At 65.6% G+C, this 19,128-nt stretch carries 21 protein-coding genes; 10 read left to right on the top strand and 11 right to left on the bottom strand.

Going from position 1 to position 19,128, the window contains the following annotated elements:
- Window positions 1-110 precede the first annotated feature (110 nt).
- The 5 genes from BFL43_RS14765 to BFL43_RS14745 all read right to left on the bottom strand — a co-directional run bounded on the left by BFL43_RS14765 (window position 111) and on the right by BFL43_RS14745 (window position 4,218).
- The gene (locus tag BFL43_RS14765) at window positions 111-947 is read right to left on the bottom strand and encodes an alpha/beta fold hydrolase (RefSeq protein WP_084893267.1); all 837 of its coding nucleotides are present in this window, start codon (window positions 945-947) and stop codon (window positions 111-113) included.
- Window positions 948-960: 13 nt separating this feature from the next.
- On the bottom strand, window positions 961-1,779 hold the full coding sequence (locus tag BFL43_RS14760; protein ID WP_240498266.1) for an acyl-CoA thioesterase domain-containing protein: 819 nt from the start codon (window positions 1,777-1,779) through the stop codon (window positions 961-963).
- A gap of 12 nt (window positions 1,780-1,791) precedes the next feature.
- The gene (locus tag BFL43_RS14755; RefSeq protein WP_084893266.1) at window positions 1,792-3,027 is read right to left on the bottom strand and encodes an MFS transporter; all 1,236 of its coding nucleotides are present in this window, start codon (window positions 3,025-3,027) and stop codon (window positions 1,792-1,794) included.
- Window positions 3,024-3,665, bottom strand: a complete 642-nt coding sequence (locus BFL43_RS14750) for a GntR family transcriptional regulator (protein WP_240498265.1) — start codon at window positions 3,663-3,665, stop codon at window positions 3,024-3,026. The genes BFL43_RS14755 and BFL43_RS14750 overlap by 4 nt, the downstream gene beginning before the upstream one ends.
- Before the next feature lie 115 nt (window positions 3,666-3,780).
- The gene (locus BFL43_RS14745; RefSeq protein ID WP_084893265.1) at window positions 3,781-4,218 is read right to left on the bottom strand and encodes a hypothetical protein; all 438 of its coding nucleotides are present in this window, start codon (window positions 4,216-4,218) and stop codon (window positions 3,781-3,783) included.
- 241 nt (window positions 4,219-4,459) lie between these two features.
- On the opposite strand from BFL43_RS14745, the gene BFL43_RS14740 reads away from it, so the two are divergent.
- The gene (locus tag BFL43_RS14740) at window positions 4,460-5,839 is read left to right on the top strand and encodes a YibE/F family protein (RefSeq protein ID WP_084893285.1); all 1,380 of its coding nucleotides are present in this window, start codon (window positions 4,460-4,462) and stop codon (window positions 5,837-5,839) included.
- 16 nt (window positions 5,840-5,855) lie between these two features.
- On the opposite strand, the gene BFL43_RS14735 is transcribed toward BFL43_RS14740, so the two are convergent.
- The 3 genes from BFL43_RS14735 to BFL43_RS14725 form a co-directional block, all read right to left on the bottom strand.
- Window positions 5,856-6,848 (bottom strand): fumarylacetoacetate hydrolase family protein, encoded by a 993-nt coding sequence (locus BFL43_RS14735; RefSeq protein WP_084893264.1) that lies wholly within the window; start codon window positions 6,846-6,848, stop codon window positions 5,856-5,858.
- Window positions 6,845-7,789 carry an MBL fold metallo-hydrolase gene (locus tag BFL43_RS14730; protein WP_240498264.1) on the bottom strand — a complete coding sequence of 315 codons (945 nt, stop codon included), beginning with the start codon at window positions 7,787-7,789 and terminating at the stop codon, window positions 6,845-6,847. Before BFL43_RS14730 ends, BFL43_RS14735 begins: the two co-directional genes overlap by 4 nt.
- Before the next feature lie 133 nt (window positions 7,790-7,922).
- Window positions 7,923-9,095: a DUF418 domain-containing protein gene (locus tag BFL43_RS14725; RefSeq protein WP_168176647.1), complete on the bottom strand. Its 1,173-nt coding sequence runs from the start codon at window positions 9,093-9,095 to the stop codon at window positions 7,923-7,925.
- A 73-nt stretch (window positions 9,096-9,168) separates the two neighbouring features.
- Between BFL43_RS14725 and BFL43_RS14720 the strand changes: the two genes are divergently transcribed.
- Window positions 9,169-9,432 (top strand): hypothetical protein, encoded by a 264-nt coding sequence (locus BFL43_RS14720; protein ID WP_143695322.1) that lies wholly within the window; start codon window positions 9,169-9,171, stop codon window positions 9,430-9,432.
- On the opposite strand, the gene BFL43_RS14715 is transcribed toward BFL43_RS14720, so the two are convergent.
- A complete protein-coding gene (locus BFL43_RS14715) occupies window positions 9,433-10,413 on the bottom strand; it encodes a hypothetical protein (protein WP_084893260.1) in 981 nt (326 codons plus the stop codon).
- Window positions 10,414-10,525: 112 nt separating this feature from the next.
- On the opposite strand from BFL43_RS14715, the gene BFL43_RS14710 reads away from it, so the two are divergent.
- Both BFL43_RS14710 and BFL43_RS14705 read left to right on the top strand, forming a co-directional pair.
- Window positions 10,526-11,098 carry a TetR/AcrR family transcriptional regulator gene (locus tag BFL43_RS14710; protein ID WP_168176646.1) on the top strand — a complete coding sequence of 191 codons (573 nt, stop codon included), beginning with the start codon at window positions 10,526-10,528 and terminating at the stop codon, window positions 11,096-11,098.
- A gap of 42 nt (window positions 11,099-11,140) precedes the next feature.
- A complete protein-coding gene (locus BFL43_RS14705; RefSeq protein WP_084893258.1) occupies window positions 11,141-11,707 on the top strand; it encodes a DUF308 domain-containing protein in 567 nt (188 codons plus the stop codon).
- On the opposite strand, the gene BFL43_RS14700 is transcribed toward BFL43_RS14705, so the two are convergent.
- On the bottom strand, window positions 11,701-12,486 hold the full coding sequence (locus tag BFL43_RS14700) for a lytic murein transglycosylase (protein ID WP_084893257.1): 786 nt from the start codon (window positions 12,484-12,486) through the stop codon (window positions 11,701-11,703). The genes BFL43_RS14705 and BFL43_RS14700 overlap by 7 nt on opposite strands.
- Before the next feature lie 209 nt (window positions 12,487-12,695).
- Between BFL43_RS14700 and BFL43_RS14695 the strand changes: the two genes are divergently transcribed.
- Genes BFL43_RS14695 through BFL43_RS14685 form a run of 3 tightly spaced genes read left to right on the top strand, consistent with a single transcriptional unit; the run spans window position 12,696 to window position 15,578 of the window.
- Window positions 12,696-13,511, top strand: a complete 816-nt coding sequence (locus BFL43_RS14695; RefSeq protein ID WP_276206112.1) for a GNAT family N-acetyltransferase — start codon at window positions 12,696-12,698, stop codon at window positions 13,509-13,511.
- Window positions 13,508-14,614: an o-succinylbenzoate synthase gene (gene menC / locus BFL43_RS14690; protein ID WP_084893256.1), complete on the top strand. Its 1,107-nt coding sequence runs from the start codon at window positions 13,508-13,510 to the stop codon at window positions 14,612-14,614. The genes BFL43_RS14695 and menC overlap by 4 nt, the downstream gene beginning before the upstream one ends.
- A 49-nt stretch (window positions 14,615-14,663) precedes the next feature.
- Window positions 14,664-15,578, top strand: a complete 915-nt coding sequence (locus tag BFL43_RS14685) for an SMP-30/gluconolactonase/LRE family protein (RefSeq protein WP_084893255.1) — start codon at window positions 14,664-14,666, stop codon at window positions 15,576-15,578.
- Between the two features lies 1 nt (window position 15,579).
- Here the strand turns inward: BFL43_RS14685 and BFL43_RS14680 are convergent, their stop codons facing one another.
- Window positions 15,580-16,179, bottom strand: a complete 600-nt coding sequence (locus tag BFL43_RS14680; RefSeq protein ID WP_240498263.1) for a TetR family transcriptional regulator — start codon at window positions 16,177-16,179, stop codon at window positions 15,580-15,582.
- Between the two features lie 150 nt (window positions 16,180-16,329).
- Between BFL43_RS14680 and BFL43_RS14675 the strand changes: the two genes are divergently transcribed.
- From BFL43_RS14675 to BFL43_RS14665, 3 genes are all read left to right on the top strand, one after another.
- Window positions 16,330-17,157: a mycofactocin-coupled SDR family oxidoreductase gene (locus tag BFL43_RS14675; RefSeq protein ID WP_084893283.1), complete on the top strand. Its 828-nt coding sequence runs from the start codon at window positions 16,330-16,332 to the stop codon at window positions 17,155-17,157.
- Window positions 17,158-17,160: 3 nt separating this feature from the next.
- Window positions 17,161-18,114, top strand: a complete 954-nt coding sequence (locus tag BFL43_RS14670) for a MoxR family ATPase (protein WP_240498262.1) — start codon at window positions 17,161-17,163, stop codon at window positions 18,112-18,114.
- Between the two features lie 69 nt (window positions 18,115-18,183).
- On the top strand, window positions 18,184-19,107 hold the full coding sequence (locus tag BFL43_RS14665) for a VWA domain-containing protein (protein ID WP_084893253.1): 924 nt from the start codon (window positions 18,184-18,186) through the stop codon (window positions 19,105-19,107).
- Window positions 19,108-19,128 lie beyond the last annotated feature (21 nt).

Here is a 19,128-nt window from a genome sequence, read left to right as displayed (position 1 = left end):
AAACCGGCTAGACAAGCCGACGCCGAACCGGCCAACTACGTTCAAATTGCAACAGCCCGTATTGCCCTTGGACACCACTGACGGGGACGATCTCAGAGTGGTGCCCTGGGTCAGGGCCGGTGCTGACTGCAAAAGGCCGTGATCCGCTCGACGCTGTCGCCGGGACCGGTGAACAGGCCGCCGTGGGCTGCACCGTCGATCTGGGCGAAGACCGAACCCGGGATCAGCGCAGCCGTCTCGCGCGACTGCGCGGGTGGAAAGAACAGGTCGTGCTCGAAAGCCAGTACCAGTGTGGGGATGTCGATCTCGGCGAGATGTCCGGGCAGGGGTTCGCCCGCGCTGATCCATGCGTAGGAGGCCATGAGCTGGCCCTTGAAGCCATCGGGGCTCGCCCACCCGCCATCGGACGCACTCAGGATGTCGCGCCAGCCGGCCACCGTGGCGGAGTCCTGGAGCAAGGTGGTGTGCAGGGTCGTCATCAGTTGTTCGAAAACCAGTACTGTCTGAGGTATCTCGCCGATCTGCTCGATGAGGCCGATTTCCATCTCGCCCACGAGGGCTCCGATGGGCGTCGGCTGTAGTCCGGCGAAGAGCACTGCCGCTGAGATCAATTCAGGTCGACTGCGCAGCATGGACTGGGTCACGTAGCAGCCCATCGAGTAACCGATCACGATCGCCTCGGTGACGTCGAAATGGTCGAGTAGCGCCTCTGCGTCGCCGGCCAGATCCGCGATCGAGTAAGGCGCCGGCGGGGCCGACGATGGAGACAGTCCCCGTGCGTTGTAGGAGATCACCGTAAAACCCGCATCGACCAGCGAGGCGGTCAATCCACACAGGTCCCAGACCATGGCCGGCATCCCGAGACCACCGTTGAGCAGCACAGCAGGTCCTGAGCCGACTCGACTGGCGCCCAGGGTGATTCCGCTCGCGAGCTCTACGTTCTCCATTGCCCCTCGGTGGCTAGACCAGACCGCTTCTGTTGGTGAAGTCGATCTGCGCAGCTGCATTACTGACAGCGGTGACCATACCGGTTCCGTAGGGCCCTTTGAGGTCGTACAGCGTTGCCGTTCCCACCGAGATGCCGTCCGCGGTGAGGTGGGTTTCGGCTTCGATCCCGAGCTGCGGGCCCTCCGGAAGACGGGAGAGCGCCATCGTGAGGTCGCAGTTGATGTAACCGATGCCTTCGGTGCCGAGATTGGTGACCAGGCTCGTCGACTCAGCAGACTGGACCGCGTGCACGAACGGCGACGCGGATTCGTCGGGAACGACGGCCATGGCCGTACTCCATGCGCGTTTGCGGGCGGCGTTCTGGTGAGTACCTATGCCTCGCGTCCAGTCGGAGTCGTCGGTCTGCATCCAGGGGTGGCGCGACCGGGAATCATCGGCGGCTGCTTCCTTCGGTGGTGTGAATGTCGTCGACGGATGCCATTCGCTGCCCGGAGGGGGACCTGACCTGCGTAGGAACACGCTGGTCGCGCGAGCGACGACAACGTCTTCTTGCATGACCTCGACGTCGGCGACCTTGATTCGTCGACCGGAACGGACCAGCCGGGTGCGCAACGTCATCGGCTGGTTCTTCGCGGACTTGAAGAGGTCGAACGTCAGCCGTGCGGGGACGAAGTCGGGATCGGAGAATTCTTGCTCGACAGCCCTCGCCGCTGCGGAACACACAGCCGGTCCATTGAGCGAATCCGCGCCCCACGCGCTCATCGACCACTTGGTGGGGATCAGCGCATTGTCACGGGGCCGGATGCTGAAGAAGCTGAATGGGTCGGACACCAATCGATAGTGTCAGAGCCGCGCCGACATTGCCGGATCGGGTGTGGCCAGTGCACCGGACGGGTGGCGCCGGGCGCTTCGGGTGACGAAGAGCAGGGTTGCCGCGGCAGCGACCGCACCGAACCCGAACATCCACGGGTAGGTCACGGCGGGGATGTACTCGTGTAGATACGCCAGCGTCGCAGGCACCGCGAACCCGAGGTAGGTGAGTGCGTAATACACGGCGGTGAGTCCGGCGAGGTCGCCTGGACCCGCGATGCGCTGGACCTCCGACAATCCTGCCACCAGTGCGATCCCATACCCCGCGCCCAGGACCACGGCGGCAAGCAAGACGGCCCAGATCGTCAACAGCGCCGAAGCCGCTGCGGCGGCACCCATCCCGAGTATCAGTAACGTCAGCGCCACCTGACTGGCTCGGGCAGAGTCAGGCCGGTCGATTCGCCGCGCCACCGTTTGGATGGCAAAACCACAACTCAGTGTCACGACGGAGACGAGGGCCGCGAACGCCATCGGCGCCGCATCGACCTCCGGTGCTATCAAAGACGGCAGAATCGCCTGGCATCCGATGGCCGCCCCGAACACCCAGGGAGCCAACGGCACGACCACCAGTAGGTATCGGGCGTGACCTGCGGATGGGATCTTGAGGTCGGACAGCAGACCCGACCGCGCGCCCGGCGTCGTCGACTTCGTCTCCGGCACATTCCACACCCACGCCGCACCGATCAGGCAGATCGCGGCGTTGAGGACGTACGAGAATGCATGCGGCCAGGGCCCCCACTCGGCGAGCACACCCGCGGTGCCGGCGCCGATGCCGAAACCGGCCGTCAGGCTCATGGCGGCACGCTTCGCGCCGCTGCCCACCCCCGCGTAAGAGTTTGGGGGACTGGACAATTCCTTGAGCCAGCTGGTGCCCACCGCCATTGCCAGTCCGATGGCGATGCCACCGAGGATCCGGCCTATGGCCAGCAACAAGACGCCATCGGTGGCAACCGCCAGCACCAGCGATCCGGCTGCAGCGATGAACGCTGCGGGACGCATCAGCGGACGACGTCCGTAACGGTCGGACAGCGGACCGCCGATCAGCAGTGCCGGGATCATGCCGAGTACATAGGCGAAGAGCAGTACATCGACCGTGGGCCCGGACATCTCGTACTCGTGCTTGTAGAACACCAGCAGTGGAGTGAATTCGTTGCCGCCCCAGGCGATCGCGAACATCGCCGCGCAGACGCCGTACCAGTTGCGTCTCATGACGGCGGCCTCCGCAGGTCGTGCACCGCCGTCAGGTGTGCCGACAGTGTCTCGGAGAAGCCCTCGACGTCACCGGTCTCGATCAAGTCGGTCAGCTCGATGTGATGTTTGATGATCCGCTGCATCTGGGCGTGGTCGCGCTGCACCGATGCACTGGTCATCCGGAGCTGACGGTCGCGGAGCGTGTCGTAGAACGCAGAGAGCAGGGGATTGCCCGCCGCTTGCACGAAGATGCGGTGGAACGTGGCGTCTTCCTTGGTGAAGGCATCGACGTCGCCGGCGTCGGCATGCGTGACGTGCCGCTCGATGCCGGCACGCAGTTCCCGCACGACGCCGGAGCGGTCGGTGCCGGCCAAGATGCGGACCGCGCCCGTCTCCACCAGAAAGCGTGCGCCGATCACGTGTTCTGCCTCGTCGGGTGGCACCGGCACGATCAGTGCCCCACGTTTCGGATAGAGCTTCATCCAGCCTTCGGCCTCGAGACGCAGGAATGCCTCGCGTACGGGGGTGCGCGACATCTCGAGCGAGGCGGCGACCTCGCCTTCGCTGATCAGCTCACCACCGGCAAGAGACCCGGACAGGATCCGGTCCTTGACACGGCGATAGGCACGTTCGGCGGCGGACAACGCGATAGACACAACTTGTATCTAAGCACAATCGGGCGTCGTGAGAATTCGCGCCACCTGCGTGCGTACGCGACAGTTGCAACCGGCGCGTACGCACGCAAGCTGCGCGAATTGTGAGAACGAGCGCTCAGCGCCCAGTGGGTTCGGGGGATTGTTGCAGGTGGCGGGTGGCCGCATCGCGGAAGACCACGGCTTTGCGGTGTTGTCCGGCGGCTACGAGAGCGTCGGCGGTCCGGTTGCAGAGTTCCGCGGCCTCGGCACGACGGCCGAGTCCCTCGAGCGTGGCGATCATGTGCTCGGTGACATCGAGGGTGTCGGGATCGGTCGGGCCGTGGGTGAAGGTGTACTTGGCGAGCAGATCGCGGCACGTGGGTTCGCAGTCGGCCCACAGCTTCAGCCGGACCTGGCAGCGGATCACGTCGTGCAGATTGGACAGGCACATCAACGAGTACGGGCCCTCGCGGCGGCAGCGGATCTCGCGGAGCACCGAGAACTCGGCGAGCGCGTGGGTGTACTCACCGGCTGCAAACAGCTCGGTGGCCTCGCTCTGCATTTCGTCGAGCACGTCACCATCATCGCGTACCGGCGCGCTGCGCTGTGGTGATTCACCGATATCTGCCTAAGGTGACCGGGTGAGCCGAGCATCTGGACCTGACCAGCCGCAGCACAGTCATGGGCATAGTCACGGAGACGCAGCGAAGCGGAGCTCGACCCACAGCCACGGAGACGCAGCGAAGCGGAGCTCGACCCACAGCCACGGAGACGCAGCGAAGCGGAACTCGACCCACAGCCACGGACTGGTGGATGTGGATCTGCATCCGGTGGTGGCGAAAGCGGTGGTCGGGCTCCTGGTGGCCAGTGCGCTCGCGGTGATCGCGGGGCTGATCATGCTGTGGCCTGGCGACCGCGACCATGATGTTCCCGTCATCTTCCAGTCGTCGGGCGGTGGTTCGGTGCAGATCGAATCCGGGCAGGTGGTGGCCCAGGCGACCGCGGATTGTCTGAACCCGCAGTCCGGCACGGTATTCGCGGGGGACCCCGCGGTGCTGACCGTGAAGAACGGGCCCTGCATCCAGAACACGGTGGCGCTGTCCAGCGGTCCGAACGAGGGCGCCAACACTCTCATCGAGGTTCCGACGAACCGGGTGCAGGCAGGCGTTCAGCAGGACGCCGGCAGCGATGATCTCACGCCGGAGCAGCTGGCCAAACCGCAAGCCGGACAACCAGATCTGAGTATCGGCGACGAGATCAAGCTGTCGCGGTCGGCCGGGGTGGACGGTGCCGACACCTATGCGTACTTCGACCACGAACGGTCGACGTCTGTCCTCGTCTGGGCACTGGTGTTCGTCGCGGCCATCGTGCTGGTGGCCTCGTGGCGCGGATTGCGGTCGGTGATCGGTCTGGTCTTCGCGTTCGTGGTGCTGTTCGGATTCACTCTGCCGGCGATGCTCGACGGGAAGTCGCCGGTGGCCGTGGCGATCGTGTCGTCCGCAGCGATCCTTTTCGTCGTGATCTATCTGGCGCACGGGGTGAGCCTGAGGACCAGCGCGGCGTTGCTCGGAACGTTGGTGTCGCTGTTGTTGGCCGGCTTCCTGTCGTGGCTGTCGATCGAGACGATGAACATCACGGGCTTGGGGCAGGACCAGACGACCAACCTGCAGATCTACAACAATGCGATATCGGTCGACGGGATCTTGCTGGCGGGTTTCATCATCGGCGCTCTCGGGGTGCTCAACGATGTGACGATCACGCAGGCTTCGGCTGTCTTCGAGCTTTCCGCCGCCGACGGCGGCGACCGCCTACAGACGTTCACCGCGGCGATGCGGGTAGGACGTGATCACATCGCCAGCACCGTCTACACCCTGGTGTTTGCGTACGCGGGCAGTACGTTGCCGCTCCTGCTCCTGTTCTCGGTGTCGGGACAGTCGTTCTCGACGCTGATCACCACCGACCTGGTGGCCGTCGAACTTGCCCGGTCGTTTGTCGGTGGCATCGCGATCGCGCTGTCAGTGCCGCTGACCACGGCCGTCGCCGTGATGTTGACCAGTACGGGGAAGACCGCGGCACCGCCGCAACACGAGCCCACACCTCAGGCTGTTCCGCGCGCCCGCACTCCCGAGCGCCGCACTGCTGAACCCCGCACTCCTGAGCCACGGTCGGGCGGTAGGCATTCGCTCCCGGAGTGATTCGGAGTGATCCGGTTCAGCTGGGGTCTGCGACGGTGTTCGTGACCGAGCCGATCGAATCGATGGACAGGGTCACCTCGTCGCCGGGTGAGATCCACCGGTTCAACTCGAGGCCGCAACCGTTCGGCAAGGTGCCCGAGGTGATCAGTTCTCCGGAGTGCAGGTTTTCGGACTGGCTGGCGTACGCCACCACTTCGCCGGGGCTGTAACGCAATCCGCGGGTACTGGTCGACGACCAGCGCTCACCGTTCACCTGCACGGTGGCGCCGAGCTGGTCGATCTTCGGCAACACCTCGTCCGCGGTGACGACGACCGAACCGATGGCACTGCCGAACGTCTTGGCCTTGACGACGGGTCCGAAGACCCCGCTGCGCTGCTCTTCCCATTGCACGTCTCGCGCACTGAAGTCGTTGAAGACCACGAAACCGCCGATGGCCGCAGCGGCCTTCTCCGGGGTGGCGTCGCGGACCGGATGCGCGAGGATCATGCCGAACTCGAGTTCGAAGTCGAGTTCGGTGGTGTAGGCAGGCCAGGGCATCGGCTCACCGTCGCCGATGACGGTAAGATGATTTCCCGTGTAGTAGACGGGGTGGTCGTAGAACGCGGGCTTGGGGCGCAGCGGTGGAAACACCTTGCGCGTCAGACGTTCATAGCCGCGGGAGATGGTCCTGGCAGCCGGGAGGTTGCGATCGAGGAGCCTGTGCGCTGCCCTGATCCAGTGTTCCTCCCAACCGAGGGAGCAGCGCAGTGAACTGGGGTAGTAGGGGATCGCAGGGGCGGGATCATGCGCCACGCCAATACCTTCGGCGGCCGCCCAGTCGACCAGTTCGATGATCCGGGCCCTGGAATGATCTCCGGTTGCCAGCAGCGCCAACAGATTTGCAGGCAGATGCGACAGTTCGTCGAGCCCACTACGGGCATCGAGTGCGGCGCGCAGACTGACCCAGCTCTGGGTCGGCTCGTGCAGGATCGCCAGTGACGCGGGTTCGCTGAGCCGCCGGATCTTCACCGCGCGAGCTCACGTTGCAGGGTTCCGGCGTCGGCGAAGGCGCGGGCCCTCCGGGCAAAGGTCGGCGGCGCGGGTTGCCCGCCGTCCCACAAGCGGTACAGGGTGCTGAGGTTGACCACGATGCGCTCCGACGATCCCCACTGCGAGAACGGCGTGAACTCTGAACTCCGCAGCATCTCCCGTGCGGCACGCAATGGGGGTGTCCCGGCGACGAAGTGTGCTCGGCCGGCCTCCGCGACCCACTGCCAGTAGTCGCGGAGCAGCTCGATTTCCCGACGCCCGCAGATGGGTCCGTGTCCGGGTACGTAGGTCTCGGCGTCGAGGCCGATCATGTGGTCGAGTGCGTCTGTCCAATTCCCCAGGGGCCCATGCCAGATGATCGGGGTGGAGCCGATGAACAACAGGTCGCCGCTGAACACGACGCCGGCATCGGGTAGATGGATGATGAGGTCGCCGGGCGTGTGTGCGGGGCCGAGGGTGCGTAGATGGGTATCGCGACCACCGACGGTGATTTTCTCGGTGATCTCGAAGGTGTGATCGGGCAGGCGGGGGAGTTTGCGAGGCAGTTCGGCCCCACCGGTCACCTGTCGCATGTAGCGTCCGAGCGCCCCGGCAGGTCCGGGCAGGACGCCTGCGACTGCGCCGAGTGCGGAGAATCGCGCGACCGCGCCGGGTGGGGTCTCGTCGGTCATGGCTTCGAGGGACGCGACCGAGGTGGTGATGCGCGCATCCGGTGGCAGGGTGTCGTTGCCCCACCAGTGGTCACCATCGGAGTGGGTGTTGACGGCCTCGGTGATGGGCACGCCGGCGGTCAGCTCGGCGGCGGCTTCGGCAAGTGCCCGCGCTCGCGGGCGGTCCCAAGCGGTGTCGATGACCATCGCTGCGTCGTCGCCGACCACCAACCCCGTGTTGGTCTGTCCCCAGCCGCCGGGGAGATCCATGAAAGCATATGTTCCACTGTCGATTTGAGTGACAGTGTCGTGCCGAACTGGCATCAGGTCGTCCTAGCGTGAGTCCTACTCGACCCGCCGATCGCGTGCAGTGCAGTGCAATGGGTGGCCGCGGCAACTGTTCTCACTCTACCGATTGAGGGGCACCCGCAGGCGAGTGTCGGCGACTACCGGAGCTGCGCACCGCGATCGCGGTGATCAGGCGTTCGAGCGGACCCCGACCGAACCGGTGGATCCAGCAGGAAGAGGCGGCGATGGCGACCGTGGCGAACAGCAGCCAGGTCCAGAAGTTCTGCCACGGGTAGTCACCGGAGGTGCCGCGTGTGGTCACCGAACACAGCGCGAAGATGGCCACGACGTGGACGCTGTACACGGTCAGTGCCATCGTGCCGGTGGCCCGCAGTGGGAAGTTCCAGGGCGAAGGCCGCGGGCAGAGGATCAGACAGCCACCGATGACGACCATGCTGATACCCGCCGAACCGAACACGTCGAACGGCGTGCCCGAATGGGCGTCCGCACCGAGGAGTCCGAGTAGGTCCGACCAGGTCCAGCGGAAGCCCTCGCCCGGATTGTCGTAGGGCGCGAAGAACTTCGACGGGGGTTCGAACTGACGATCCGGATCGACGGTGTCCTGGAGCTGCACGACCGCGGCAGACAGCAGATACGCCGCAGCAGCGATACCCGCACCGAATCCGATCATGCGTCGTGCGACCGTCGGGGAGCGAAGGTCGAGTCGTCCCAGGCCGAGGCCGAGCAGCAGGTACGCGGACCAGATGAGCGCCGGATAACCGCCGTTGATCAGGATGTCGGACAGTGCGTTGTACGGAGAACCCCATGCGCCGATCGCGGCATGCAGGGGCGGGACGATCGCAGGCATCACCACGGCCAGCACGCCGGCCGCGATGAACAGGGTCTGCGGCGGCACCCGAAGGAGCGGCAGGGCCAGGACGAACAGGAAGCTGTACATCACCAGGATGACCAGGATCGGGGTGCCGAGCATCTGCAGCAGCCCGCCGAGCAGAAAGATGCAGCAGGCCCGCACGAGGAGTTGATGCCGTGCGATCACCAGTTGTTCCGGTGTTCGTGGCCGGGTGCCGCCGGTGACGAGCGCGATCGAGACACCGGCCAGTACTGCGAACGTGACCGCGGAGTGCCCTTGAACCAGCGACCCGTAGGTCGCCGGATCGGTCCAGCGCAGGTCATCGAGGTCGAGGATGTGTGCGGCGAACATGCCGAGGACCGCCAGCGCCCTGGCGACGTCGACGCCAGGGATCCGTGTCGTTCGATCGACCTTCATCAGTTCATCTTCGCTCAGAGAGCTGTTAGCGTCCGAACCACCGCGAACGGCGACAACAAGGGAACGAGACCCGATGAGTACCAGCGACGCCCAGGACATCGCAGACCTCAAACGTGAGGTGCGGCGACAGGGTGAATTGATCGACGATCTCTACCGCAGGCTGGGCGCCCCGGCCCCGGCGCCCGGACCGTCGGCGACTGTCCCCGCCGAGATCACCGATGCGCTGCGCGCCGGGAAGCTGCCGATCGTGATGAAGCTCTGGCACGAGCGCAACGGTGGAAGTCTCGGAGACGCCAAGAAGCAGGTCGAGGAGTACGCCCGCTCGCTGGGTCTCTAGTCACGCCGCGACCGGTGCGGGTTCGACTGCCTCGTGGCGGCCTGCGTTGGCGGAACGGCGCCGGGCCACCAGCACCAGACCCGCGCCCACCGCGACCCAGGCGATGAGAACGACAACCGCGGTTCCGCCGCCGTGACCGTCGAAGAATGCGAGTGACCGTAGGAGCGTGGCCGAGGCGCCCGGTGGAAGCAGTTGCCCGAGTTCGGACCAGCCGGATGGCAACCAGTAGGCGCTCGAGGCGATTCCCGACAGGGGGTTGCCGACGATCATCATCGTGACCGCGCCGAGTCCGAAACCGGCCATCCCAATGTTGGCCGTCAGCCCGATCAGGGTCAGGCTGATCGCTGACATCCCGAGTGCGATGCCGAGACCGACCGGGATGACGCTGCCGTCGAAGGTGCCGATCACGAACCGCAGGATCAGACTCAGGCCGAGGCCGGTGAGGAGCGCGAAGCCGACCGCGGCGGCTGCTTGCTGTACCGGTTTGCGTGGCAGCAGCTGCAGGAAGACGATCGCGGGGATGATTCCGCCGAGTACCAGGGGTAGGGCCAGTCCGGCGATGCCGGCGCCCTGCGGATCGTCGGCGGTGGTGGGGACCACGTCCTCGACGGTCACGGTGGTGCCCGCCTGAGTCGACAGCGCGGCTGCGACACCGCGTAGAGATTGCGCGATCGGCGCCCCGCCCGCCGATGCCACGAGCATCGTCGGCCCGGTCGGGGTGACGACGATGCCGCCCACCACGTCTCGTTCGGCGATCGCGGTGCGGACCTCATTGGCAGAGCCGTACTCGTGGAACTCGAAGTTCTCCGGAGCGGACGTCGTGAGGGCGTCCTCGATCTGAGAAGTCGCGGCTACGGGGCCGGCCACCCCGATGGGTAGGTCGTGAGGACCGGAGTGCTTCATCGGCAGCACGAAGGCCAAGGAGATCAGGATCACCACCCCGGCGAGTCCGATCATCGCGCCCACAGCTTTGCGGTTCATGGGTACCCCTCTTCGCCTCTTCGGAGGAATATCCTCCGCTTGCATACTGGAGGATATTCCTCCGTATAGGGTGGGCTGTCAAGTGCCGAGAATGATCGAGGGGAGACCTGGAGTGAGGGCTGATGCCGAGGCGCGCCGCGACCGGCTGGTGGAGGCCGGTCGGATTCTGTTCGCCGATCGCGGCTACGACGTCCCGCTCGAGGCGGTCGCCGAAGCGGCAGGGGTCGGCATCGCGACTCTGTACCGCAATTTTCCGACCCGGCTCGACCTCAAGCTGGCGATCCTGGCCGACGGACTACATCGCAGCCGGCGGACCCTCGATGAACTGCTGGTGCAGGTCGATGAGGATCCTGACGGCGCGATGACCCGGTTGACCCAGATGTTCGTATCCCTGCAACTCGGTGCCCTGATCCCGATCATCGTCCGGGATCAGGACCTCATCCCGTCCGAGCTGATCGATGCCCGCAAGGGCAACCTCGCCAGCGTCGGTGAGATCTTGGAGCGGGCGAAGTCACACGGCGTAGTCCGTGAGTCGGTGACCGCGCGCGACTTCTTCGCCGGGGTTGCTCTGATCACCCGTCCCCTACCTGCCCTGATCGCCGACCCGATGATGGACGGCACGATCACGGCATCCGAACTCACCGTCCGGGTGCTGGCCATTTTCGTGGCCGGCCTGCGGCCATGACTTTCGTAAGATCGAGAGGCGCGATGGTTGTAAGTTCATCCCATGACGAACATTGTTGTCCCTCAGTCTTTCCCCGATCAGCTGCGCAACGCCGTGCGCGCCGGGCTCATCGCCAGCGCTGTCATCGGCATCATCATCGGAATCGTGGCGCTCATCTGGCCGGAGCCGACGCTCGTTGTGGTCGCGGTTCTCTTTGGAATCACTCTGATCTTCACCGGTATCTACCGTCTGACCATGGCGTTCTCGGCGAAACTGCTGCCGACGGGGATCAGGGTGTTCCTCGGCCTCATGGGTGCGATCATCCTGATCGCCGGCATCGTGTGCCTGTTCAATCCGGGTGATTCACTCGTCCTGCTGGCGATCCTGATCGGCGTCGGCTGGATCTTCCAGGGCATCCAGGAGGTCGCTGCCGGGCTCGCAGGTGCTCATTACGCGCCGAAGTGGTTCCTGATCGGATCGGGTGCGTTTTCGATCATCGCCGGCATCATCGTGCTGTTCCTGCCGGGTGCCGCGATCGCAACCTTCTTGATCGTCGGCGCGATCCTGCTGGTGGTCGTCAGCGTGATCACGCTGTTCACCCTGCCGCGAGCGGCGGCAGTCCCTCAGTAACCCTGGGCCCAGCCGCGGACGTTCGAGACGTAGTCCATCGAGTTGTTGTAGCGCAGCACCGCGGTGACCTGCTGGGCTGGGTCGCGGAGGTCGAGGTTGCCGTCGCAGAGATAGCGACCGGTGGTCAGGGCTGCATCGAAGAGGTTCTGTGGGTCGGCGACGCCGTCTCCGTTGCCGTCCTCGGCGTAGTGCTTCCAGGTCTCGGGCAGGAACTGCATCGGCCCCACCGCGCGGTCGAAAACGGGGTCGCCGTCGAGGGCGCCGCCGTCGGTGTCGTGAATGACGTTGTTACCGGCGAGGCTGCCGTCGAGAATCGGCCCGAGGATCGGGATCTCGAGTTTGCCCGTGGCGTCGGCCTTACCGTTGTTGGCGTGGGTGGACTCGACCCGGCCGATGCCGGCGATCAGTTGCCACGAGATGCCGCAGCCGGGGAGTTCCTGGGCGAGCTTGGAGCCCGCCGCGTGGTACGCCTCCCAGTTGATCTTGGGGATCGCACCGGTGGTGACGCTCGCGGGCACGGCTTCCGGGGCCTGCGAGGGCGCCGGTGCGGGCGGTCCGGGGGTCGAGACGACGGGCTGCGCTGTCACCGGTGCGGCGACGGGCGCTGGGGAGGCTTCGGTGGTGGCAGGCGGGCTGTCGGCGACCTGACTGGTGGGGCTCTCGGTCAACTGATGACCGGCTTCCGCGGTCGCTGCCGCGGCTACGAGTCCGATGGGGACGAGCGCGACCAATGCGAACGGCGAGCGCGACTTTCTCTTAGGGGCTGAGTGCTTACCCAAGGCGGATACCTCCTGTTTCGGGCCTCAGGCCCCTGTGGTCCGCGCCGACGCTACCCGAAACATGCCGTTAACCCGTTATCGATCCGTGACCAACCGGCGGCTCGCCGGCGAGAGCTGATCCCGGGGGTGCAGGTCAGTGGTTCGCGGCGCTAAGAATGTGATGTCAGCCATACCGGCATGCGTGTCGAGTTCTGCGTAGATTCAGGACGGTGAAGAGTTCCCCGATACCGGCGTCGTCCGGGCTGGCACTGCGCATGCTGGAGTCGAATGACGACATCGTGTCGCTCGTCGGTCTGTTCGACGAGATCTGGCGGCCCGATCCAGGCAACCGTCCGGTCAGCACCGACATGCTGCGGGCGCTGATCCACGCAGGCAATTACGTCAGCGGCGCCTATCTCGATGATGTGCTGGTGGGTGGCAGCGTCGGATTCTTCGCCGCTCCCGCCGGGCGGGTGCTGCACAGTCACATCACGGGGGTGGGAGATCGCGGCCGCGGGCGGAGCGTCGGTTATGCGCTGAAGTTCCACCAACGAGATTGGGCGCTGGCGCAAGGTATTTCAGAGATCACGTGGACGTTCGATCCGTTGGTGGCCCGCAACGCGCACTTCAACTTGGCGAAATTGGGTGCGGCGCCGTTGGCCTACCACGTCGACTTCTACGGGGATGTCGGCGACGAGATCGGCGGGGGCGACGACAGTGACCGGTTGCTGGTGACGTGGCCACTCGACGATCCCCGGCCCCCGATGCCCCTCGACGCAGACTCGCTGAGCGGTGCGGTGACCGCGATCGACACCTCTGATCCATCGCGTCCGCGCGCGGTCGTCCATCACCTCTCCCGAGCGGACGTGGTGCTCGTCCCCGTGCCCCGCGACATCGAGGCCATGCGCCGCGTCGATCCAGCGGCGGCCTCCCGGTGGCGAATTGCGCTGCGGGAAGTCATCTCCGAGCTCATCGGCGGCGGCGGCAGACATGTCACCTTCCATCGCTCGGGCTGCTACGTGTTCACGACATCGGAGCAATCATGAAGATCACCGGAATCGAACTGCGACTCGTCGATCTGCCACTGGTCACACCGTTTCAGACCTCGTTCGGCGTCGAACTGTCCCGGCACGCCCTGCTGGTGCGGGCGGCGACCGATGACGCAGAGGGCTGGGGTGAGTGCGTGGCCATCGACGACCCGGTCTACTCGTCCGAATATGCCGGTGGCGCAATCGATGTGCTCAAGCGATTCCTCATTCCCGCGGTGCTGGCACCCGGTCGGGTGACGGCGGCCGGGGTGGCACCGCTGGTGGACAAGTTCAAAGGGCACCGAATGGCCAAGGCTGCCTTGGAAACCGCGGTCCTCGACGCTGAACTCAGGATCGCGGGTCTGCCGTTGTCCGGATACCTCGGTGGGGTGCGACCGGCGGTGCCGGTCGGCGTGTCGGTGGGTATCACCGACACCATCGAGAAGTTGCTCGACAATGTTCAGGGGTACCTCGACGAGGGTTATGGGCGCATCAAGCTGAAGATCCAGCCAGGGTGGGATCTCGAACCGACGAGGGCGGTCCGTGAGCACTTCGGCGACGATCTGATGTTGCAGGTCGATGCGAACACCGCCTACGGCCCTGCGGATCTGCCGCACCTGGTCAAGCTCGACCCCTTCGATCTGCTTCTCATCGAGCAACCGTTCGACGAGGAGGACCTGCGTACGCATGCCCGCTTGCGGGAGATGTCGACGACGCCGGTGTGCCTCGACGAGTCGATCCTGTCCGCGCGATCGACGGTGGACGCGCTGACGATCGGGGCCTGCGACATCGTCAACATCAAACCCGGGAGAGTCGGCGGATTCCTGGAAGCCCGCCGGATCCACGATGTCTGCGTGGCCCACGGCATACCCGTGTGGTGCGGCGGCATGCTCGAGACAGGACTCGGCCGGGCGGCCAATCTCGCCCTCGCCACCCTGCCCGGATTCACACTGCCCGGCGACATCTCGTCGTCAGCGCGGTACTTCGACCGTGACCTCACAGAGCCATTCGTGGCCGAGGACGGAATGATGGCCGTGCCCACCGGTCCCGGGATCGGGATCGACCCGGACCCGCAGGCCCTGTCCGAACTGACCACCTGGAGTGAGTGGGTGACCGCCTAGCAGGCGTGAACTGATCACAGGAGGCGTTCGGATCGGCAATGATGCTCTGATGACATCAAAGCTGATCTCCGGATGTGTGGCAGTTGCGGTGACGCTCGGGGGCCTCATCGCAGCGACCTCGCCTGCGGTCGCAGACAGTGCCTGCGTCCCGTGGACCACGACAGTGGTGGCGTCCGGCTACGGCACGCTCGAGAACCTCGACTTCGACGACCGTGGGGGGTTGTTGCTCTCCGAACTGAGCTTCACCGGTCCAGGGGCGGTGCGCAAGCTGACCGCGAGCGGGCAACGTTCGACGGCGGTCCCCGATGTCGAGGGACCGGGTGGAATCGTCGTCGTCGGCGATACCGCATTCTTCAACACCGGCAACTCGACGGCGTCGGGATTGCTCGACGCCGCCGACGGCACGATCGAGCTTCTTGATCTCGATACAGGGAAGACCAGAACCGTGGCAACGGGTCTCACCATGCCCAATGGTCTGGCTCTGTTGCCCGACGGGTCTCTGGTGGTCAGTCGCGACCTGGGTGCGTACACGGGCCTCACGCGTGTCGATCCGGTCACCGGTACGAGTCGGCCGTTCGCGCCGTCGGTGAGCTCCACGAACGGGATGATCTGGGATCCTGTTCGCGGAATTCTGTGGGTGGCAACGACCTTCAACGCCACCACCGAGATCGTCGGAGTCGATGCGGACACCGGGCAGCGGATCACGACACTGACCATCCCGGGTGCCGGAGTACTCAACGTCGCCGACGACCTCACCATGGGCCCCGACGGGAACCTCTATGTCGCACTCAACGTCGGGGGCAAGATCGTCCGGCTCGATCCCGATGGCGGTGGCTCGTGCGTGATCGCAGAGGGATTGCCGCTGACCTCCGCCGTGGAGTTCGGCAGCGGTCCGGGGTGGGACGAGAAGTCGCTCTACGCAACCAGTTTCCTCGGAACCGTGACGAAGGTGTCACCGCAGTAGGTCAGGGTGACGGTGGTCCCATGGGTACGAGTAGCTGGATAGACGACCGAAGGCATTGCGGCAGCGACGTTTCCGGGTGTGATACCCAGTACTCGTGACCGGCCATGATGGCGGCGGTGGTGGAGTGGGCGAAAGCGACTGTGAACAGTTCGTCGCCCCGCCAGAGACCGCGACGGCGGATGAAGTCGGCGACTGCCTCGCGCCACTGCCGGTACAACTCCGACGCATGGGACTGCACCGCGGGAACGGTCAGCACCAGTTGGGTGCGGTGCCGGGCCCACTGCTCGTCGCCCGGCCCGAACGCGAGCGCCGAGACTATCGCGGCCTCGACGACGTCGCGGGGCGAAGCGGTGCCGTCATCGGCGGCCAGAAAGGCCGTGAGCCTGCCGAACTCGGCGTCCGACTCCACCCACAGCACGTCGGCCTTCGTCGCGAAGTAGCGAAAGAACGTGCGGCGACTGACCCCAACCGCTGTCGCGATGTCCCCGACGCTGGTCTGTTCGAAGCCGTGCTCGATGAACAACTTCTGGGCCGCGGCTGCCAGTTCGTGAGCGCTGGTGGCGGCGGGTCGACCCCCTCGATCAACTGTGTCTGTAACCACGGCGTGGACCTCCCCGTCTTGCCATCTCGCTATCGTCTCACCTCCGTCCTCCGTTGTGCAGTGTCGTCGGAAATCGCCCCCTAGCGTTCTGGCACTAGGTGACATAACCTCGAAGTGAGAGCTGGGTCACAAGGAGAGGAAGTGGTCGACATGGGCAAACTCGAGGGCAAGGTCGCCTTCATCACCGGCGCTGCACGAGGCCAGGGGCGCAGTCACGCGATCCGCCTCGCACAGGAAGGGGCGGACATCATCGCGGTCGACACCGCGAAGCAGGTCGCCACCGTCCCCTACGACACCGCCACCGCCGCGGATCTGGAGCAGACGGTCAAAGAAGTCGAGGCCCTGGATCGCCGGATTGTTGCGACCGAGACCGACGTTCGCGACCTCGCGGGCCTGCAGAAGGCCGCCGATGACGGGGTGGCGGCGCTCGGTCGTCTCGACATCGTGATCGCGAACGCCGGGATCAACAGCATGGCGCCCGCGCTCGAGATGGATGAAGAGATGTGGCAGACGATGATCGACATCAACCTCACGGGGGTGTGGAAGTCGATCCGCGCGGCAGCGCCTCACATCGTTGCGGGCGGCCGTGGTGGTTCCATCGTCATCACCAGTTCGCTGGCTTCGATCAGCGTCAACGAGAACATCGCCCACTACTCGGCGGCAAAGTCCGGACTGGTCGGGCTCATGAGCGTGCTGGCGAAAGAACTGGGACCGCAGAGCATCCGGGTCAACAGTATCCATCCGACCACGGTCGCCACCCCGATGATCCTGAACGAGCCGACGTACAAACTGTTCCGGCCTGACCTGGAGAATCCGACCCGTGCGGACTTCGACGAGGCCGCGGCCCAGATGAACCGGCTTCCGGTGACGATGGTCGAGCCCGTGGACATCTCGGAAGCGGTCCTCTATCTGGTCTCCGATTCCGGTCGATACGTGACCGGGACCACCCATGTTGTCGACGCAGGTGGAAGACTCTGAGGCGTGCAGAACAACGGCTCGGTGGTCGAAACGGCGTCAGTGTCGGAGGTGCGGTCGCGAATCGCGCACAAGGTGGTCGGCCGTGAGCGGGAGACCGACCTCCTGCTCGCCGCGGTGGCCGCCGGCCGTGACCTGATGCTCGAGGGTCCGCCGGGTACGTCCAAGTCGACGCTGCTGGGCGCCATCACGTCCGAATGGGACATCCCACTGGTGTTCGTCGAGGGCAACGCGGATCTGACACCGAGCCGCCTTGTCGGCCATCACAATCCGGCCCGAGTACTCCGGGAGGATTACACGGCGGACAACTTCGTCGAGGGGCCGTTGATCGAGGCGATGCGCACCGGCGGCTTTCTGTACATCGAGGAGTTCAACCGGGCACCGGAGGATACCTTGAACACACTCCTCACGGCGATGGCAGAGCGGGTGATCACCGTCCCGCGAGTGGGTAGCGTCACCGCGCTCCCGACGTTCCGCATCGTGGCGTCGATGAACCCGTACGACAACATCGGCACCACGAGGTTGTCGACGTCCGTGCATGACCGAATGTGCCGACTCGCCATCACCTACCAGGATGCGGCGGCCGAACGTGAGATCGTCGTCCGCCGAACCGGAGTCGGGTCGGCCCGCGTCGTGGCCGATGCCGTCGCGGTGACCAGGGCGACGCGGGAGCGCGACGACATCCGTCAGGGAAGTAGTGTCCGGGGTGCGATCGACGTCGCGCTGATGGTGGCGCAGCTCGCTCAGATGCGAGGCGTGGAGTTGCCTGCCGCCGATTCTGTGGAGCCGCCGCGCGGCCTGCCCGAGGACTACACGATTGTGGTGCTCGACGCCATGATGGTGGCCCTGTCCGGCCGAATCCATCTCGACGACACGGCTTTCGAGACACCCGAAGCAGTATTGCACCAGATCTGGCAAGACCATTTCATTCTGTTGCCCGCCGCTGCCGAACCCGGTTGAAGAGCAGTTCCGGCGGACAGTCCGCTGTCGCGTCCGGGTAGGAAGGGCGCTGGACACGATCGCGCCCACATGAAGCCGTTGCGGCGAAAACCGAAGCAACTCGATGAAGAACCTGAGCTGCTGAAGCCTGCATCCGGTGGTCGTGGTGGGTTCACGCTGATTCCCAAAGGAGGCCCATCGGGCAGACCGATGCAGCTCCCCGGGTCGTCGGCACCGGGGGAAACGAACGACGAAGGTGAGCTTTCGGCGACCGGCGGGACCCTGGTCATCGACGAGGCCGGGCGCCGGCGTGCGAGGCAGATCGCGCGCCGACTCGCACTCGCGCAGCCGATGCGGCAGCGTCGTGCGCGGCGCGCCAGCGCGGGCACCCTCACGACCATGCGCTGGCGCGGTGGGACCGACGAACTCGATCTCGACGCGACCCTGGAAGCGATTGCCGGTAACCCGCTGCCGACCGACGACGACATCCTCGTTCGGGAGCGGGTCCGCAACCGGCGGTCCATCGTTCTCGTCGTCGACATCTCCGGCTCGACCAAAGGTGAGCAGGTACGGACCGCGGCGGCGACGGTCGGCGCGATGGTCGGGGAATTGGCGCGCGATGACGTTGCAGTGGTGGCCTTTTGGTCAGACGCCGCGCTTCTGGTCCGGCTGGGGGAGCGGGTGGGTCCGGAGACCGTGCTCGATCAGCTGCTGACCCTGCCGACGCAGGGTCTGACCAACGTCGCGTTCGCGCTCGAGGTCGCGGCGCGTGAACTGGCCGGCGTGCCACCCGCCGATGCGAGGGTGCTGCTGCTCAGTGACTGCGTACACAACGCCGGGCCGGATCCCCGTGGTGTCGCGGCGCGGTTGCCGCGACTCGATGTACTGCTCGACACCTCGGGCGAGAACGATCTGGATCTCGGCCGTGACCTGGGGGTGATCGGCCGCGGACGGTGCCGGGTGATCCGGGATCACCACGACGTGGCGCCCGCCTTGACCTCCATCTTCGGGTGATCGAGGTCGATCTTCGGTCAG

Source organism: Williamsia sp. 1135 (genome assembly GCF_002095395.1).
Taxonomy (GTDB): Bacteria; Actinomycetota; Actinomycetes; order Mycobacteriales; family Mycobacteriaceae; genus Williamsia.
The sequence above is the reverse complement of the archived record's forward strand: the minus strand, read 5'-3'. Positions and strand labels throughout refer to the sequence as shown.

Excerpts from the sequence above, each read along its gene's own strand:
- BFL43_RS14705 (WP_084893258.1), top strand. The coding sequence starts at position 11,141 with ATGACGAACATTGTTGTCCCTCAGTCTTTCCCCGATCAGCTGCGCAAC.
- BFL43_RS14765 (WP_084893267.1), bottom strand. The coding sequence starts at position 947 with ATGGAGAACGTAGAGCTCGCGAGCGGAATCACCCTGGGCGCCAGTCGA.
- BFL43_RS14665 (WP_084893253.1), top strand. The coding sequence starts at position 18,184 with ATGAAGCCGTTGCGGCGAAAACCGAAGCAACTCGATGAAGAACCTGAG.
- BFL43_RS14725 (WP_168176647.1), bottom strand. The coding sequence starts at position 9,095 with ATGAAGGTCGATCGAACGACACGGATCCCTGGCGTCGACGTCGCCAGG.
- BFL43_RS14730 (WP_240498264.1), bottom strand. The coding sequence starts at position 7,789 with ATGGATCTCCCCGGCGGCTGGGGACAGACCAACACGGGGTTGGTGGTC.
- BFL43_RS14685 (WP_084893255.1), top strand. The coding sequence starts at position 14,664 with ATGACATCAAAGCTGATCTCCGGATGTGTGGCAGTTGCGGTGACGCTC.
- BFL43_RS14715 (WP_084893260.1), bottom strand. The coding sequence starts at position 10,413 with ATGAACCGCAAAGCTGTGGGCGCGATGATCGGACTCGCCGGGGTGGTG.
- BFL43_RS14755 (WP_084893266.1), bottom strand. The coding sequence starts at position 3,027 with ATGAGACGCAACTGGTACGGCGTCTGCGCGGCGATGTTCGCGATCGCC.
- BFL43_RS14675 (WP_084893283.1), top strand. The coding sequence starts at position 16,330 with ATGGGCAAACTCGAGGGCAAGGTCGCCTTCATCACCGGCGCTGCACGA.
- menC (WP_084893256.1), top strand. The coding sequence starts at position 13,508 with ATGAAGATCACCGGAATCGAACTGCGACTCGTCGATCTGCCACTGGTC.
- BFL43_RS14720 (WP_143695322.1), top strand. The coding sequence starts at position 9,169 with ATGAGTACCAGCGACGCCCAGGACATCGCAGACCTCAAACGTGAGGTG.